Here is a 16,656-nt window from a genome sequence, read left to right on the forward strand (position 1 = left end):
CCATCATAATGCTGATATCGTGGCAAGTGTGCCAATTCATCTGTAGACAAGGATTGACTGCCAAAGGCCAACAAACGCGATTGCGCCAAGCAATTGGCCAAGGCCAAATGGTGCTGTTCAATGAGCGCTGCTTCACTTTCAGCATAGGTAAATTGCTTGGCTGTATAGCGCTCAATGGGTGCAATGAAGTCACAACTCACCGCGTGCGTGCCTTGGTGCAATAACTGATAAAACGCGTGCTGTGCATTTGGCCCCACTTCGCCCCAGACAATTGGGCAGGTGCTCCATTCAACGGCCTCGCCATTTCTTTGCACCGATTTACCATTCGATTCCATCTCCAATTGCTGCAAATAAGCGGCAAAATATTTTAAGCGGCCATCGTATGGCAAAACAGCGTGGGTTTGAATGTTCAAATAATTGGCATTCCAAATGCCAATCATGGCCAGCAACATCGGAAGATTCTCTTTAAATGGCGCTTGTCTAAAATGCTCATCCATCGCGTGTGCACCTGCTAAGAGCGATTGAAAGCCATCGATGCCAATGGTTAATGCAATCGGCAAACCAATGCAGGACCACAATGAATAACGGCCGCCCACCCAATCCCATAATTGCAATTGATGATCCGGATGAATGCCCCATGCGGTCATTTTTTCAACATTGGTAGAAACGCCCACAAAGTGATTTTTTAAAACACGTTCATGATGCCCAAGCGCCTTTTCTAGCCATACGCGCACCGTTTGCGCATTAGACAATGTATCAATGGTGCCAAACGATTTTGAAGAGATGATAAAAAGCGTCGTTTCAGGGCGCAATTGATGCAGCAACGCAGAAAGCTGACTGCCATCCATCGTAGAGACAAAATGCATGTTCAATGGTTTGACGGTCGGCACTTTAAAATCAGACAAAGCATGCGTCACCATTAATGGCCCTAAATCCGAACCGCCCACGCCAATGTTCACCACATCTGTGATCACTTCTCCGGTGGCACCGCGGCATTGCCCTGCGTGAATTTTCGTCACAAGCGCATACATACGCTCAAGTTCGCCATGCACAGCGGCATTAATGTTCGGTAGCGCTGCATCATCACTCGGCGACCTCAAAGCCCAATGCATCGCTGCGCGCGCCTCTGTATCATTGATGGGCTGATCCGAAAAGAGCTGATTCATCCATCCTTGTAAGTCATGCTGCTCAGTCAAGGCTTCTAATGCATCGAGCACCGCTGACGTCAAGCGCTGCTTACTGAAATCGAAGCATAAACCATCAAATGTGCGGGAAAAATTGGCGAAACGATGCGGATCATCCGCAAACAATATGGATAAATCCACCGTTTTTAGCTTTGTTGCCAACTCTATTAACGTTTGCATGGTCGCCCCACTCCTTCATACAGCAATCCTTGCGCCACAACATACTGAGCATCATAGATATTGCGCCCATCTAATAATAACGGATGGCGCATCACCGTTTTTAATCGTGCATAATCAGGACTAAAATATGCTGGCCACGGCGTCAGCACGCACAAAGCATCGGCGCCCATGGTGGCAGCGTAAAGATCATCACACAAAATTAAATCCGCTCGCTCACCATATTGTGCGGCGATTTTTGGCAAAGCTTTTGGATCATGCAGCTGAACAATCGCCCCTTGCGCCCACAATGCACTCAACATTTTATGAATGGGCGAATGCTGAATGCTCGATGTGTTTTCTTTAAAGGCAGCGCCCCAAATGGCGATCACTTTGCCCTGTAAATGGGTGTCAAAATGGTGCCAAAGCTTACGAAAAAGAATCTCTTTTTGATCCTCATTGATCTCCCACACTTGCTGAAGCAAACGACTTTTGCCGCCATTTTCAGCAAATTCTGATGCCAACATGGTAATGTCATGGGAAAAATTCGCGCCGCCAAAACCAACGCCGGCCGACAAATAACTACCGCCAATGCGCGTATCTGCCGCCATTCCTTGCTGAACATTGAGAATGTCCACGCCGAGTTTCTCAGCAATGTTGGCCAAATCATTCATATAGCTGATGCGCGTTGCGAGCATGCCGGAAATGGAGAGTTTTGTGAGCTCTGCATCCAAAATGGGCATCCATAAAATTTGCTGCGGGCGCGGAAAAAATGGGCGCAATAACTCTTGCATGAACATCTTGCCATGCTCATCATCACAACCCACAATCATCTGTTTGGCATCCACAAAACTGTCAATGGCATTGCCCTCTTGAATGATGTCCGGCAGATAGCACCAAGGCGCTTGATCATAGATATGCGCCAATTGTGCGGTGCCATGTAAACCAAAAGTGGCGCCATTAATCATGAGTTTTGGCGGTGCATGCGCCACAAAACTGCGTAGAAAATCAGCGGCTCGCTCCAACTCATGAGAAGGCACGCATAAACAGAGAATGTCCATCTGCGCGGGTAAACGCTCAATGTCAATGCCTTTTAAACTTGGCTCATGGTGCACGCAGTTGCCCACATTACGCCACAATTCTGCCAAAACATTGGCCTGCAGCGTTTGCCCAATCATCGTAATGTGCATTATTTTAACTCGTCAATCATTGCCTTAAAATCTGCCCCAAGGGTTGGGTGATCCAGCCCATAATGCAAGACCGCCTTTAAATAACCAAGCTTGCTGCCACAATCAAAAGTTTGCCCTTGCATGCGATATGCTTCAATCGGTGCCTCTTTTTGTAACATCGCAATGGCATCCGTGAGCTGAATCTCATTGCCCGCGCCTTTTGGCGTTTGTTCTAACAGCGCCATGATGCGTGCCGGCAATACATAGCGACCCACTACGGATAAGTTAGAGGGTGCATCATCCACTGCCGGCTTTTCCACAATCCCACGCATCACGATGCTTTCCCCTTCTTTAGGCACCGTTTCAACATCCACAATGCCATATTGATCCACCAAATGTTCAGGCACTGACTCCACCATGATTTGGGCATGTTGTGTGGCGGCAAAGCGTTCGATCATCAAAGTTAAATCATGGGAATTGTCTTGATTTTTAATGAGTACATCTGGCAATAACACCACAAAATCATCATCGCCAATCACGCTTTTTGCACACAAAACGGCGTGCCCAAGGCCAAGGGGCTCAGGCTGGCGCACCGCCACAATGCTCACATCACTGGGCACGATGTTGGTGATCTCTGCTAAAAGATCAAATTTCTTTTTCTGAGTCAATGTGGTTTCAAGCTCAAAGTTGCGATCAAAGTAGTTTTCAATCGATGCTTTTGACGAATGCGTCACCAAAATGATCTCTGTAATGCCCGCTTTAACGGCTTCTTTGACCACATATTCGATCACGGGGCGATCGACCACCGTCACCATCTCTTTTGGGATGGCTTTGCTTGCAGGTAAAAATCGTGTGCCTAAACCGGCAACAGGAAGGATGGCTTTTTTGATCATGTTATGTCTCTAATGAATGGATTCAATGTCCAATAGTTTACATATTTTATAAATATCTTAAACCGTAATCAAAAATTCTTTATATTTACCTTGCCCCAAATCCTGTCAGCATTGTTTTAATGGTTTTAAACACAATGAGCACATCGAGCCAAAATGAAAAATGTTTAATGTAGTAAAAATCATATTGTAATTTTGTTGTCATGCCTTCTACTTCTGCGGCATAACCTTGCGTAACCTGTGCCCAGCCTGAAATACCAGGCCTTACAATATGTCGGTAGCTAAAAAAAGGCACTTCTTTCTCATACCACACAGACAAATCTAAAGACTCTGGACGTGGTCCAATAAAGCTCATGTCCCCTTTTAACACATTCAGTAACTGTGGTAATTCATCAATTCTATATTTTCGAATCACTTTGCCAATACGTGTGATTCTAGGATCTTCACCTTGCTCAGTAAAACCTTTACCCGCTAAATCTATACGCATACTACGCAACTTATACATTTTAAATACCTTATTTTTATAACCGATGCGTTTTTGAATATAAAAAACAGGGCCTTTACTATCCAATTTAATCAATATACCTACAATAATTAATATCAATAAAACTATAGGTAACAACAAAATAACTGCAATAATATCTATGCAACGTTTAATAATCCCATAAAAAGCAGAAGGCTGTAACGTTCCAAACACATTTTCTGATAAATGTTTAATTTTTACTCTTCCTGTGAATTGTTCCAACATTTGCCGACTATGATAAACAGGAATGCCTGCAATTGCACAATTACCTAAAAATCTAGCCCATTCATCAGGCATATCAGCTCTCAGATCAGCTACAACAGCATCAAAACGTGTACTACCCAAATGTGGTGTTTCTAGAGTACGGCTATCAACATTACGAAATCTTTGTATTTCCCCAATATCTCCAAATGGAACAATCGCTAATTTCAAACAATAATATTTTCTTCCTAAAACATATCCAATCACTGTCCATACATTTGCAAACATATATGCTAGGAATAGTACTGTACGCGAATACTCTAATTTGAATACAATAATTATACCTATGATAACTAGCCACGCAATTGTTACAGAAGGCAACAAATAGATGATAGAACGTGCATCTGGAAATTTTTGTATTTTTTTATACATCAAAAAAGATAAGAAAAATGCAAAGATGTTTGCAGATGTTGTATAGAAACGCGTAGGGGTAATATAGTAGGCATCAAAATGAAGTACTTTAGGCCATATCAAAATAGATGGTAAAATTCCAACAAGCATCATCCCACAGATTAATTGAAACCAAAAATTAAATAACACTCTCTCATACCAGCGAGAATGTCGCCTGTGTTGATGTTCCATGGAATATACTCTACCCTTTTAACTTATATAAATTTTAATTATTGTAATTCAAAAAAGATTATCTTCCAAATAGTTTACACAATGTGATATTCACTTTCTTGGCATCAAATTTTTCTTCTGCCATTTTTCGGCTTGCTTGCCCCATTTCATTGATCTTTTCTGGGTGTTCAATAAAATAGAGCATCTTTTCTGCTAAGGCTTCAGGATTCCATTTCGGCACTAAAAAGCCATTGACGCCATTGATCACTGTTTCACGGCAACCGGGGACATCCGTTGTAATCACAGGGCGGCCAATCGCCATCGCTTCTTGAGTGCTACACGGTACACCTTCACGATATGATGGCAACACAAAGACACTACTCTCTCTCACCCATTCAGAGACATTATTGACAAATCCTGGGTATTCAAATAAACCTTCTTGAATGAGATCATCGAGCACTTCTTGGCCAATCCCGCCCTTATTTTGCGCATCAATCCCTCCTAAAATAACAAATTGCGCATTCGGCTGATGCATCTTCACTAGACGCATGGCGGCAATATAATCAAAAATCCCCTTCTCTTTTAATAATCGACCGATAAAAATAAAGCGCACAGGATCAGTTGGCGCAGGGCTATATGAAAACTTCTCTAAATTAATACCGATACCACCTAAAATCGTGAGTGCTTTAACGGAAATATGATGGGCATCGATTAAATCTTTTTGATCATCTGGATTTAAAAGAATGAGTTGATCTAGTTTAGGCAATGCCAATTGATACAATTTAATCTGTATCGCACGAATGAGCTTAGCTTTAGTGCTCAATCCCTCAGGTTGTTCCGTAAATGCATACCCTAATCCCTCAAGCATTCCCACAACGCGTGGCACCTTCGCCCATTTAGCAGCCAATGATCCATAGACCACTGGCTTTGCACAAAAAGATAACACCACATCCGGCTGCAGCGACTTAATTTGACGATGCAATTTATACAATGCAATTAAATCTGCAAGGGGATTGAGCCCACCACGACTCATTTGATACGTCATCGGAATGGCACCTAACTCAGTGATGGCATCTAAGTCATATTGTGTGTATTCACACGTCAATGCATAGACTTTAACGCCCTGTTTTACAAGCGTACGAATTAAATCACCACGAAAGGTACGAAAATCTAGGGCTTTGGTGCCGATGATAAGGAGTGAGTTGTTCATAATATTATTCTTGCATAATCTGATATAAAAAAGACTCTAATCTACTGGTATTTAATACTGTATCCCAATTATATTCATACATATTTGGAAAACTTTCTGTTTTCTGATCTAGCTCATCTGTACACAACTCATCACTTAGCCAAATCGGCTGATAATCATGATGATTACAAAATTGCACAATCCATTCATATTTATTTGAGATGACATTTAATCCAGAAGCAAGATATTCTAATGTCTTTGTGCTAGTTTGCATGTTAAATGGATAAATATCCGGTGTGTAATTTAACCCCGCTCGACATTGTCGATATAATTTTGGCAATTCATCACGGGAAACCTTGCCTGTCAATGTAATATTCGGATGTTTTACCTGGCAAAGGTCATCAGATGATAATTCTCCAACCAATAGAATCTTAAAACCTTTGTGAGCCAATTTGAGAATGGTTTGAATTAATCCGACTCGACCTGTCACGGACCCTGCATATACAACATCATACAAAGGATTCAAGTCAGGCGTTTGAAATAATGTTTCATCAATCCCCATATCCCTTTGTATCGAGGGTATATGATCTCTAAAATTTAATGCTCGTTGTACATATTGATTCAGAAAAATACGCCCATCAGGTTTTCCATTAATAATCTTTTTAATACCATCTTTGAGACGAGGACAGCACGGCACAGATAAGCTTTGATACTCATGAATTTCTTTAGCCCGCCCCTGCTTTTTCTTCCAAAAAGGACGAGTGCCCATAAAATAAATATTCACATCATTATTAGGATCTAAAGCAAAATCTTCTGCTAATTGCACTTGCCAGCCTTTTGCTTCCAAATATTTTTGATAAGCGAAAGCTTCCGGGGTATAGGCATGGGGTTTGAGGGTGATACCTATTTTACCCATATGTTCTACCTAAATTTGGAATCACTTTTTTCAAACATCTCCAAGTCACTTGCAATAAACTAGGAGAAATTTTTAACATTAAAGCAACAATAAAAAATTTTGACCGATAAGAGAAATATTTACCTATTTTATTTAATGTAAAAATATTCTTATCCAATTTTTGTTCTAAGCTGCGTACATCACTAGAAAAATTAGGCGAGTAATTTAATAAATGTAGCAATTCAATAAAGACACAACTTCTTAAATAGGATTCTTCATAATATACTTGATATTGTGAATATAACTGATGAGATTGTAAAAAATTTTTATATTCAGCATAAATATACAAATACGAATCTATCGATTTTTGATTATAAGAATGCATAATTGAACCAGATGCCTGCACATAAAAATACATATATTCTTCAATAACGTATAATTTTTTATTATATAAGAGCTTATAAGAGATTTCTTTATCTTCATACAATAACCCTTCTATAAATCTGATACCATTAAAAACATCTCTTTTATAAAGACGATTCCAAACACTATAATTGATCGAATGGTTACTTAAAAAAATATCTTGCGTTACATAATATTTCTCAACATTTGGCAAAAACTGACTGATTATTTCACCTTCTGTTGTTACTTGTGAAAAACCAAACAAAATAATATCTAAGCTAGGATCTTCAGCAATCTTCACTATACACTGACTAAAACAATCTAATGACAAATAATCATCTGAATCTAAAAAAGCAATATAATCTCCCGTTGCATGATCTAAACCATAATTACGAGCACTAGATAATCCCCCATTTTCTTTTGCAAAAAAAATAAAACGTGGATCATCACCCACCATTTCTTTTACGATTTCTATCGACTGATCAGGACTGCCATCATCCACAATTAAAGCTTCAAAATTAGTATAGGTTTGATCTAATAAGCTTTGTATGCATTTGCCAATATATTTTTCGACCTTATAGACAGGTACGATCACAGAAATTTTCATAATGCCCCCACTGATTGACTAAAAATCGTTTTATACGGTGCAAGCATTGGATCCCCATAGACCGTTTTAATAGACAAAATATCTTTTTGAAAAGCCAAACACAGTAATATCAAAAATAAACATAACAATCTCTCAGCCACTAAATTATCTTTAAAAACTGTTCTGATGGTAAAAATTGCATAGATAAATGCGGGAACAAATATGTACATGAATCGCTCCATAATTGCGATCTCTTTAGCCATCAGCAAACTAATACCATAAAAATAAATCAATAGTAATAATAACCAATAATGATCATTTTGAATAATAAAGTATCTAGAATAAAACAAAATAACACTTACAAAAAGAATCTTTGCTGTAATTATAACACCATATCCCCAAGTCACTTTCATAAACTGCTTTTGACTGTCTACTAAATGTGTGTACTTAGGCAATATATACTGAACCAAATCCCCCATTATATATACCAATTGAGAAACAAAAAAATATCCGATCAGTAAAGTCAAAATTGCGATCATTGGAAAAATCTTTACTTTAAAATTGATTGATAATGGTACCAAAGACAATAAATAAATGGGTACCAATATGATCGTGCTAGTATGGAACAATATTCCTATCCCTAATATTGTTAATGATAATAAAATACGCCCTTGATAATATTGTTTCAGTGACAACAAGGTCAAGGCAATCGCTAAACTATGTCTTACAATATTAAAACTCGGAAATAACATAATCAGCCAAACAATAAAATTAAAAAGATAAGCATCTTCTTTTGGATAAGAGAGAAAAATCAATGTGCTGAATAAAAATGCATATACCGCAATCCCCCATTGAGGATTATCCGTAAATATACGGATGAATTTTGTTAAATAAGTAAATCCCAATTCTATATGATAATAGTTATTAATATTGTTAAATATATTAATGTATCCATAATAATCTGTACCGATTTCAAATCGTATGGCGGATGGAATCGTTACAATTAAAAATGCTGCCAGTAACAATATCAGCTTAAACTTCACTTGCTCTGGCTGCACTATCTTTTCACGCACGTATAATAAACCTGTACTGCCTAGCAACATTAAATTATATATTAAATATGTTTGTATCATACCTTGGTTACACTCACTTCAATTTCTATTTTCTAATCAAATTAGTTTTTATATATACACATACCGCTAATACACAAAATGTTAAAAACTCCGTCAATAAAATGGACCCACTTGCACCAATCGCACCAAAATAATGACTGAATACTATTGTATACATCACGTGTAAAATACCTAACACCAATGGCACTAAATAATAAATTCGTTGATGCCCAAGTGGTAATAAGAGGTTATGCGCAAATACAATAGAAAATGGGATCAAAAATAACATTGGCGCCATGATTTCTAATGTAATTTGTGACGCTTTAAATTGTTCACCTAATAGCCATGGTGCAATAATCGGTACAGTAAAATAGAATATAATTGTACTCACCAACATCACTGGAAACATATAAATTAATAGCTTTTTGACAAAGCGGTAACCTGACTCAGGACTCTTTGCAAATAAATGATTCACTCGTGGATAAATCACTTGCCCTAATACAGAAAATACACCAATCGCTGCCATTTGCACTTGGAAACTTGCTGAATAAATTCCCACTTCATCATAATTGCTGACCAATCCTAAAATAATGGGTGTACTTGTATTATATAAGCTAATCGCTGCCGCCCCGATAAATAGTGGCAAAGATTGCTTCAATGCATACTTAATTTTGAGCTGCGAGTATTTAATGACAAAAATCATCTGCTCTTTTTTCACCAGCATCATATTGATCAATGCCGTCACTAACAATAACCCTGATTGAATTAAGGCTGCAATCTCAACATCGTTTGGCGAGCGCACGAATAAAATTAACAAAGGGATGTTTAATAGTCTTACAGCTGAGCCAATGAGCGATATTTTTTCTAACTTTTCAATGCCTTGAAAGAACCAAAGCGGATCAAGTGCCACTGACAATAATTGTAAGAATAAAATAAAGACTAACCAACGAATGACATAAAAACTCTCTATATTCAATGTGATTAATGTCAAAAGCACACAAGCTATGACAAACAACCCCATTTTAGCCATCATCGTTTCCCAAAATGACCGGCTGATTAACAAGGGTTGATGACGATGCCTTGCAATATATTGTGTTGCACTTAAGTTAAATCCAAAATTAATGAATAAAATGCCATATTGCGTGAGACTCAGCGCGACATTAAACGCTCCATATTGTTCCGCACCAAGTGTGCGTGTTAAATAAGGCAGGGTAATTAAGGGAACTAAATACTTAATGACCTGCATCGCAAGCAAGGCAAATGCATTGCGTTTTAAAGAAGGTTCACTCACTACCTTGCCCCAAATCCCGTCAGCATTGTTTTAATGGTTTTAAACACAATGAGCACATCGAGCCAAAAAGAGAAATGCTTAATATAATAGAGATCATATTCTAGTTTGATGCTTGTTTCATCGCTGTTTGCCGCATAGCCTTGCGTCACCTGCGCCCAGCCCGAAATCCCTGGGCGCACCACATGACGATATGAATAAAAAGGAATCTCTTGCTTAAATTGCTCCACAAAAACGCGCTGCTCCGGCCGTGGGCCAATGAGGCTCATGTCGCCCTTGAGAATATTAATAAACTGTGGAATCTCATCAATGCGCGTTTTACGGATGAATTTGCCTATACGCGTCACACGTGCATCTCCTTGCGTGGCAAACTGCGCCCCTTGTTTTTCAGAGTCTTTGCACATGCTGCGAAGCTTATACACTATAAAATCCTGATTCCCAAGCCCCACGCGCTCTTGAGTAAAAAACATTGGACCTTGGCTCTCAAGTTTCACCAAGAGACCAAAAATCAGCATCAATGGCAGCCAAATGGGTAACAGCAGGAGCACAAATACAATCTCTGCACAGCGTTTGACCATGCCATAAGTGGATCGCGTATAGAGCGCACCAAAAATATTTTCAGACAAATGCGTGATCTTAATGCGCCCCGTCAATTGCTCCACCATCTGCCGACTGTGGTACACAGGAATGTTTGCCAGTGCACAATTGGCCAAAAAGGTTTGCCACTCGTTTGGCATATCGCTGCGTAAATCTGCCACAACTGCATCAAAGCGCGTATTACCAAGCGTGGGATCAATTAAAATTCGGGTATCGATGGATTTGAACTGCTCAAGCTCTTGATAATTGCCATATGGGACAACCGCAATTTTCAACTGATGGTAACGCCGCCCAAGGGTAACCGCTAAAGCCACGCCAATATTTGCCAAGATAAATGACAACACAATGGCAGGGCGAGAATAATCCAACCGCAAAAATAAAATGCCCACAACCACCAACGACCAATTGACGAGTACCAATGGCAATAAATACGTTAAAGATCGTGCGCCAGGAAAGGCTTGAATGCGCTTATACATCACAAATGTCAGCACAAATGCAATGAAATTTGCAGCTGTTGTGTGATATTGCACTTGATCATCAAACAAGCGCGTTTGATAAAGTACAGGCCAAATCACCAATGTGGGCAACAATACAATCAACGCCACACCCACCACAAAATGGAACCCGCCATTAAAGAGTATGCGCTCATACCAACGTGAGTGTCTGCGTTCGTGTGCCATAAAATCGTATTCGCCTCTATGATCGATCTTCAAATAATTCGTTATTGTAATACACTTTGCACAGAAAAAACGATCATATGATACACCACGCATCAAAAGCGCTTATTCAACCTTGCACCAGCCCTCCCCTTGCTCAGAACAATCACCAATTACATGCTGTGCTCCTCAAGCTTCACCCGCTCAACCCCAACCGCATCGAGCACTGTATAAATGTCTCGATCAATCGCATCAACATCAATGGCATATGTTTTGACAAATGGATAATGGGCAACATTGACCAAGACAGAGCTGAAAAATGAATAGACATTGATCACCGCCACATCATGGGTTTGATACAACTTTGCAACGTACGCTTCAAAAATGAGCGGCGAATCCATTACATTAACTGCATGATTCAAAACATATTTTTCTCTCGGGTGCGGAAAATAGTGTTCAATTTTTAAGGCGTCAATCACCTGTTCCATAAAGGCTTGATCACATTGCGGATACATTTCATACAACGGTTGCCCAAGCAAAATATTGATCTGTCCTGTGCGTGGCTGATCATCCATTTCAATGGGAAATAATGTCAATGGCTCAATCTTCTCAATGATGTTCGGATGATTTGCATAAATCGTCCAATGCTTTTTACTCAATGCCCGCATTTCTCGCGTTGAATGTTTGCCCACTAAATATTGCCACACTCTTTTTTTATAGCTCTGCGTACAATCATCCGCGTAATAATGGGAATGCGGATAGATGTTTGCTAAACCATCATCAAACGTATGTAAAGCCTCAAAAGGCAGGCGGTACACCAATGCTTGTAGATACAGATGGCTAATCGATGCCAAATAGAGCGTATCAATCGTATACATTGACAATGCTTGCAGCATCTTTTGTCTAAAGGCTCGCACGGCACGAATCACGGACAATCCATGCAACCCCGTGGGCTGTACATAATGGTGATGCCAGATCGCATCCTTTGTTAAGCGCTCAAAATAATATCTATGCTTCGATTCATCAGCAAAAATGCCAAGCACGCCATAGCGCTGAATGTTATTGTCACGAATGATGGCTTCTGCAATCACCATCTGTAATGGCGTCAAACAGATGAACACCGCTTCTAATGTTTCTTTACGCATCGCACTAAATACCCAATTAAAAAGAGGTTACTGATAATCAAAGCAAACGGAATCCATTGCATGGAAAACTGTCCAAAGATCAATAGCAATCCTAAGTACACCACCGCACTGATCAAGCTACCGGCGGCGATCTGTTTATTTAAACCTAAATAAAATAGATAATTGACCACAATTAAATAAGGCACCGTCAATCCATATCCTAAAAGATAGAATACGGTGTAATATTGGCTCTCGCCATAATGTTCCCCTAAAAACCATAGATATAAACTGTTTGGCAGTGCAGCAGCAATCATTGCCGGTAAACATACGCCGCCTAAACTGATCACAAAATAACGGGGGAGTTTTGCCCGCACGGCAGCTTGATTGCGTTTAAGGCTGCCATAAAAATGGGGCAATAATGCCTTATTCACGGCCATCAATAAAATGGGGAGAATCGCCGCTAGTTGTACACCTGCTGAATAAACCCCAAGCTCAGAGGACTCATAATGTTGATAAATGAAAAAGCGATCCACTTGCCCTTTGACAAAAAAACTCAGATGATGAAAAATCAACGGCACACCAAATGCCAAAATGTACTGCAAACCTAAGCGCAATTGCCGAAAGGATGGACGAATGCGCATGTTTAATGTTTGCCTGCCCCATCTGATCGCCACCATAAAGGCAATGCCATTGGCCAATAACATTGCCAATAAACGATCATTAACGAGCGTTGCTGTTGGTTGCCACACATGCAAAAAAAGCAAAGTCAGTGCAACATTGCTGAGGGAAAATAGACTTTGAATGGTAATGTAAGCCACACTTTGTCGCTGGCATTGTCGAAGGGAGAGCTGCACGCCCAATGCCGTTTGCAATAAAGCGATCAGCGTTAAATAAATGCCAACGGCTGAGCCATAGCTGATGGCGATGATCATCAGTACCAATGCCACAGCTCCGCTCATTAAGTAGCCCGCCCACATCACCATCGGCAGTGCACGACGTCCATAAAAATAGTAATACCGGGCAATCGCACCCTCTTGACTCATGCTCATGCCAATACTGATGAGTGCTAACCACACCATGTAATAAGAGAGTTCACCAAATCCTTCTGTGCCAAGGGCGCGCGTTAAATAGGGCAACAATAAAAATGGCAGCGCTTTACTGATCAATTCTCCACCTAAATAAATGCTGCTCTCTTTCAATAAAGTAGACTTCATGGCATCGCCTGCTGCAATAAAAACTCTGCGTATGCCAGATCTAATGGCGTGTCGATGTCCACGCTGCTCAGTGCATCCATCTCATAAATGGCCAATGGCTCTGCAAAAAAGCTCTGCGCATTTAAAAAAGCAGCCACTTGGCAGATATATATGGCACCATTGATGTGATGTGTCTCGGGCAATTGTTGCCTTGGCATGCTCAAATGCGCCCAATCAAACAACGGCTGATAATCATCCCCAACCTTCACCAAACATTTATGGGGCGGATGCGTTGTGGCACATACACTCACCAAAGCTGCAGCTGATTGACTCTGATAACACTCAATGGCGGCACAAATATGCGCCGCTGTACGTAGAGGCGATGTGGGTTGAAGCAGCATAAAATCTTCTGTCTCAGGAATTTGGCAAGCAGATAAAACATGTGCAACCGTATCAACACTGCTTGCCGTGTCCGTGGCCAGTGATGCAGGACGCAACACCACCTCAACAGGATATGCTGCACACACATCCGCAATGGCAGCACAATCAGTGGACACAATAATGCGCGTGAATGCATCAGCATCGATTGCTGCTTGCAATGTGTAGACAATCAGCGGTGTGCCGGCTAAGGGCGCAATGTTTTTTTGTACAATGCCTTTGCTACCGCCACGCGCAGTGATGATGCCAATCATGCTATGCCTCCACCACGACATCATGAAACACTTTTTGCAGCGGCATTTGCCACATTGACTCATCGGTTAGCATCTGACAAAAGCGTGCCTGACTGTCCCCGGTGCCAAAATACTCACACGCTGCAAAGCGTTCCGTCAATTGATTCACTGTAGCAATCGCCTGCATAATCTCCCTTTGATCATAATCACAATCGATGATGGATTCACTCTTAAAGCGCAAGCTTTGACGCGTGCCAATATTGATGGAAGGCACACCAAAAATCGGCGCTTCCCGAATGCCCGCACTTGAATTACCAATGATGGAAACCGCATGATGAATCAATGTTAAAAAATATTCAAAACGCACAGAAGGATAGATTTTAATGCGTGGATTGCCTTCTAAACGCTCATATTCACGTAAAATGTCATGGGTGCCATTGTCATTGTTTGGATAAATCACAATGAATGCATCGCTAGATACCAATAATGCATCCACCAATGCCCGCGCATGTTGTGCCATCTGCTCAACTTCTGTGGTCACAGGATGAAAGAGCACAATATGATAGCGATCAAAAGGAATGTCATAATGATCTTTGACTTCTGTTAAGGTGGGCAATTGCTCAGGATTCATATAATCAATGTCCGCAGAACCCATCACATAAATGGATTTCGCAGCTTCACCTAACTGCATCACGCGTGCTTTTGCCTCTGCATTGGCCACACAATGTACATGGGATAACTTAGTAATGGCATGGCGCAATGAATCATCAATGGTGCCACTTCGCTCTCCACCTTCAATGTGAATCACACGGATGTTGCTGATGCTGCCCACAATTGCGCCCGCAAGCGCTTCCACACGATCCCCATGAATGACAATAGCATCTGGCCGCATCTCATGCACATAACGCGACAAACCATTGATGGTATTAGCTAAAATGAGATCCATCGGCTCATTGGGGTATTGATTGCAATATTTTTCCATCGTAAAGCCAGATTTTTCGATCTCCCGATACGTATGACCATAACGTGCCATCATGTGCATGCCCGTCACAAATAGACGATACTCAAACCCTTCTAGCATGTCTGTGGCTTGAATAAGGGCTTTTAACTTGCCAAAATCTGCACGCGTACCGGTCACAAATAAGATGACTTTAGCCATCGATGTCACTCCAACGCAACTGCTCATCAAGAGCAATGTCACGCGTTGCTTTTTTACCCAGTAAACTTTTAAAGTGCTCTGCTTTAATGTCACCCGTACCAGGACGCTTGACCCATACATTGTCCATCGTCAATGTTTCACCTTTAGCGATGTTACGAATGCTGACAACCGTGGCAAAGGCAAAGTCAATGGTCACTTGCTCTTCAGGTGCTGCTTTTTTCTCCCCGCCTCGCATTTGATGAATGAGGCGGCTACCATGAATGAGTTCAGACAATTCTTGGGCATCCATCGAATTGATAATGTCTGGTCCAGGGCGTGACTTATGATCCGTAAAGTGGCGTTCTAACAACGTAGCGCCCAGTGCCACAGCAGCAAAACAAGCCAAATTTGAAGTGGTGTGATCAGAAAGCCCAAACGGTGCATTGACAAATGCATCGGCCAGTGCCTCCATCGCCCCTAAACGCACCAAGTGCGGCGGCGTTGGATACAAATTAGTAGTGTGAAGCAAAGCATACGGCACCCCATGGGCCTCAAAAATTGCCACAGCTTTTTGCACACTTGCCAAATCATTCATGCCCGTACTTAAAATGATGGGTTTACCAAATTTTGCAATATGTTCAAGCAATGGATAATTATTGCATTCACCTGACCCAATTTTATACGCGGGCACATTCATACGTTCTAAACGATCAGCGGCCGCCCGTGAAAAAGGCGTGCTGATAAAGACCATCCCTTTAGATTCCACATAATCTTTTAATGCCCGCTCATCTTGCTCATTGAGCGCACAGCGCGCCATAATCTCATAAATTGACACATCTGCATTGCCAGGGATGACAGATTTTGCCGCTTGGCTCATCTCATCTTCCACAATATGGGTTTGATGCTTGATGATTTGTGCACCTGCCTGATGGGCAGCATCCACCATTTCAAAGGCTGTACGCAATGAACCTTCATGATTGATGCCAATTTCCACAATCACAATCGGCTGACTCGTGCGACTGATCTCTAAATGACCAATTTTCATAATGATTCCTTGGAAA

Annotated in this window: 15 protein-coding genes; all 15 read right to left on the reverse strand. The window is 41.0% G+C overall.

The window, feature by feature from the left end; translation table 11 throughout:
* On the reverse strand, positions 1–1,364 hold a 1,364-nt coding region (pgi, locus tag B9T20_RS08605), incomplete at its 3' end, for a glucose-6-phosphate isomerase (RefSeq protein ID WP_148138455.1).
* Complete coding sequence (locus tag B9T20_RS08610; protein WP_094490676.1) at positions 1,352–2,530, reverse strand: UDP binding domain-containing protein; 1,179 nt, start codon at positions 2,528–2,530, stop codon at positions 1,352–1,354. The genes B9T20_RS08610 and pgi, both read right to left, overlap by 13 nt.
* Positions 2,530–3,402, reverse strand: coding sequence for a UTP--glucose-1-phosphate uridylyltransferase GalU (gene galU, locus B9T20_RS08615; RefSeq protein ID WP_094490677.1), 873 nt, complete (start codon positions 3,400–3,402; stop codon positions 2,530–2,532). The genes B9T20_RS08610 and galU overlap by 1 nt, the downstream gene beginning before the upstream one ends.
* Before the next feature lie 85 nt (positions 3,403–3,487).
* Positions 3,488–4,765, reverse strand: a complete 1,278-nt coding sequence (locus B9T20_RS08620; protein ID WP_094490678.1) for an exopolysaccharide biosynthesis polyprenyl glycosylphosphotransferase — start codon at positions 4,763–4,765, stop codon at positions 3,488–3,490.
* A gap of 58 nt (positions 4,766–4,823) precedes the next feature.
* Complete coding sequence (locus B9T20_RS08625; protein WP_094490679.1) at positions 4,824–5,954, reverse strand: glycosyltransferase family 4 protein; 1,131 nt, start codon at positions 5,952–5,954, stop codon at positions 4,824–4,826.
* 4 nt (positions 5,955–5,958) lie between these two features.
* A complete protein-coding gene (locus B9T20_RS08630; protein ID WP_094490680.1) occupies positions 5,959–6,849 on the reverse strand; it encodes a glycosyltransferase in 891 nt (296 codons plus the stop codon).
* Positions 6,842–7,837: a glycosyltransferase family 2 protein gene (locus B9T20_RS08635; protein WP_094490681.1), complete on the reverse strand. Its 996-nt coding sequence runs from the start codon at positions 7,835–7,837 to the stop codon at positions 6,842–6,844. The genes B9T20_RS08630 and B9T20_RS08635 overlap by 8 nt, the downstream gene beginning before the upstream one ends.
* Positions 7,834–8,949 carry an EpsG family protein gene (locus B9T20_RS08640; protein ID WP_094490682.1) on the reverse strand — a complete coding sequence of 372 codons (1,116 nt, stop codon included), beginning with the start codon at positions 8,947–8,949 and terminating at the stop codon, positions 7,834–7,836. Before B9T20_RS08640 ends, B9T20_RS08635 begins: the two co-directional genes overlap by 4 nt.
* Before the next feature lie 25 nt (positions 8,950–8,974).
* Positions 8,975–10,219, reverse strand: coding sequence for a flippase (locus B9T20_RS08645; protein ID WP_094490683.1), 1,245 nt, complete (start codon positions 10,217–10,219; stop codon positions 8,975–8,977).
* Entirely contained in the window at positions 10,219–11,493 is a 1,275-nt protein-coding gene (locus B9T20_RS08650; RefSeq protein ID WP_233491655.1) for an exopolysaccharide biosynthesis polyprenyl glycosylphosphotransferase, read from the reverse strand. Before B9T20_RS08650 ends, B9T20_RS08645 begins: the two co-directional genes overlap by 1 nt.
* Positions 11,494–11,642: 149 nt before the next feature.
* On the reverse strand, positions 11,643–12,614 hold the full coding sequence (locus tag B9T20_RS08655; protein WP_094490684.1) for a glycosyltransferase family 52: 972 nt from the start codon (positions 12,612–12,614) through the stop codon (positions 11,643–11,645).
* On the reverse strand, positions 12,596–13,807 hold the full coding sequence (locus tag B9T20_RS08660; protein WP_094490685.1) for an oligosaccharide flippase family protein: 1,212 nt from the start codon (positions 13,805–13,807) through the stop codon (positions 12,596–12,598). The genes B9T20_RS08655 and B9T20_RS08660 overlap by 19 nt, the downstream gene beginning before the upstream one ends.
* On the reverse strand, positions 13,804–14,478 hold the full coding sequence (locus tag B9T20_RS08665; protein WP_158520536.1) for a cytidylyltransferase domain-containing protein: 675 nt from the start codon (positions 14,476–14,478) through the stop codon (positions 13,804–13,806). The genes B9T20_RS08660 and B9T20_RS08665 overlap by 4 nt, the downstream gene beginning before the upstream one ends.
* 1 nt (position 14,479) lies before the next feature.
* On the reverse strand, positions 14,480–15,616 hold the full coding sequence (gene neuC / locus B9T20_RS08670) for a UDP-N-acetylglucosamine 2-epimerase (protein ID WP_094490687.1): 1,137 nt from the start codon (positions 15,614–15,616) through the stop codon (positions 14,480–14,482).
* Positions 15,609–16,640, reverse strand: coding sequence for an N-acetylneuraminate synthase family protein (locus B9T20_RS08675; protein WP_094490688.1), 1,032 nt, complete (start codon positions 16,638–16,640; stop codon positions 15,609–15,611). Before B9T20_RS08675 ends, neuC begins: the two co-directional genes overlap by 8 nt.
* Between the last annotated feature and the right edge of the window lie 16 nt (positions 16,641–16,656).

The sequence above is a fragment of the Wohlfahrtiimonas sp. G9077 genome (assembly GCF_002252155.1).
Taxonomy (GTDB): Bacteria; Pseudomonadota; Gammaproteobacteria; order Cardiobacteriales; family Wohlfahrtiimonadaceae; genus Wohlfahrtiimonas.

Coding starts and splice junctions, on each gene's coding strand:
- B9T20_RS08675 (WP_094490688.1), bottom strand. CDS start 16,640: ATGAAAATTGGTCATTTAGAGATCAGTCGCACGAGTCAGCCGATTGTG.
- B9T20_RS08655 (WP_094490684.1), bottom strand. CDS start 12,614: ATGCGTAAAGAAACATTAGAAGCGGTGTTCATCTGTTTGACGCCATTA.
- neuC (WP_094490687.1), bottom strand. CDS start 15,616: ATGGCTAAAGTCATCTTATTTGTGACCGGTACGCGTGCAGATTTTGGC.
- B9T20_RS08660 (WP_094490685.1), bottom strand. CDS start 13,807: ATGAAGTCTACTTTATTGAAAGAGAGCAGCATTTATTTAGGTGGAGAA.
- B9T20_RS08610 (WP_094490676.1), bottom strand. CDS start 2,530: ATGCACATTACGATGATTGGGCAAACGCTGCAGGCCAATGTTTTGGCA.
- B9T20_RS08635 (WP_094490681.1), bottom strand. CDS start 7,837: ATGAAAATTTCTGTGATCGTACCTGTCTATAAGGTCGAAAAATATATT.
- galU (WP_094490677.1), bottom strand. CDS start 3,402: ATGATCAAAAAAGCCATCCTTCCTGTTGCCGGTTTAGGCACACGATTT.
- B9T20_RS08630 (WP_094490680.1), bottom strand. CDS start 6,849: ATGGGTAAAATAGGTATCACCCTCAAACCCCATGCCTATACCCCGGAA.
- B9T20_RS08625 (WP_094490679.1), bottom strand. CDS start 5,954: ATGAACAACTCACTCCTTATCATCGGCACCAAAGCCCTAGATTTTCGT.
- B9T20_RS08665 (WP_158520536.1), bottom strand. CDS start 14,478: ATGATTGGCATCATCACTGCGCGTGGCGGTAGCAAAGGCATTGTACAA.
- B9T20_RS08640 (WP_094490682.1), bottom strand. CDS start 8,949: ATGATACAAACATATTTAATATATAATTTAATGTTGCTAGGCAGTACA.
- B9T20_RS08620 (WP_094490678.1), bottom strand. CDS start 4,765: ATGGAACATCAACACAGGCGACATTCTCGCTGGTATGAGAGAGTGTTA.
- B9T20_RS08650 (WP_233491655.1), bottom strand. CDS start 11,493: ATGGCACACGAACGCAGACACTCACGTTGGTATGAGCGCATACTCTTT.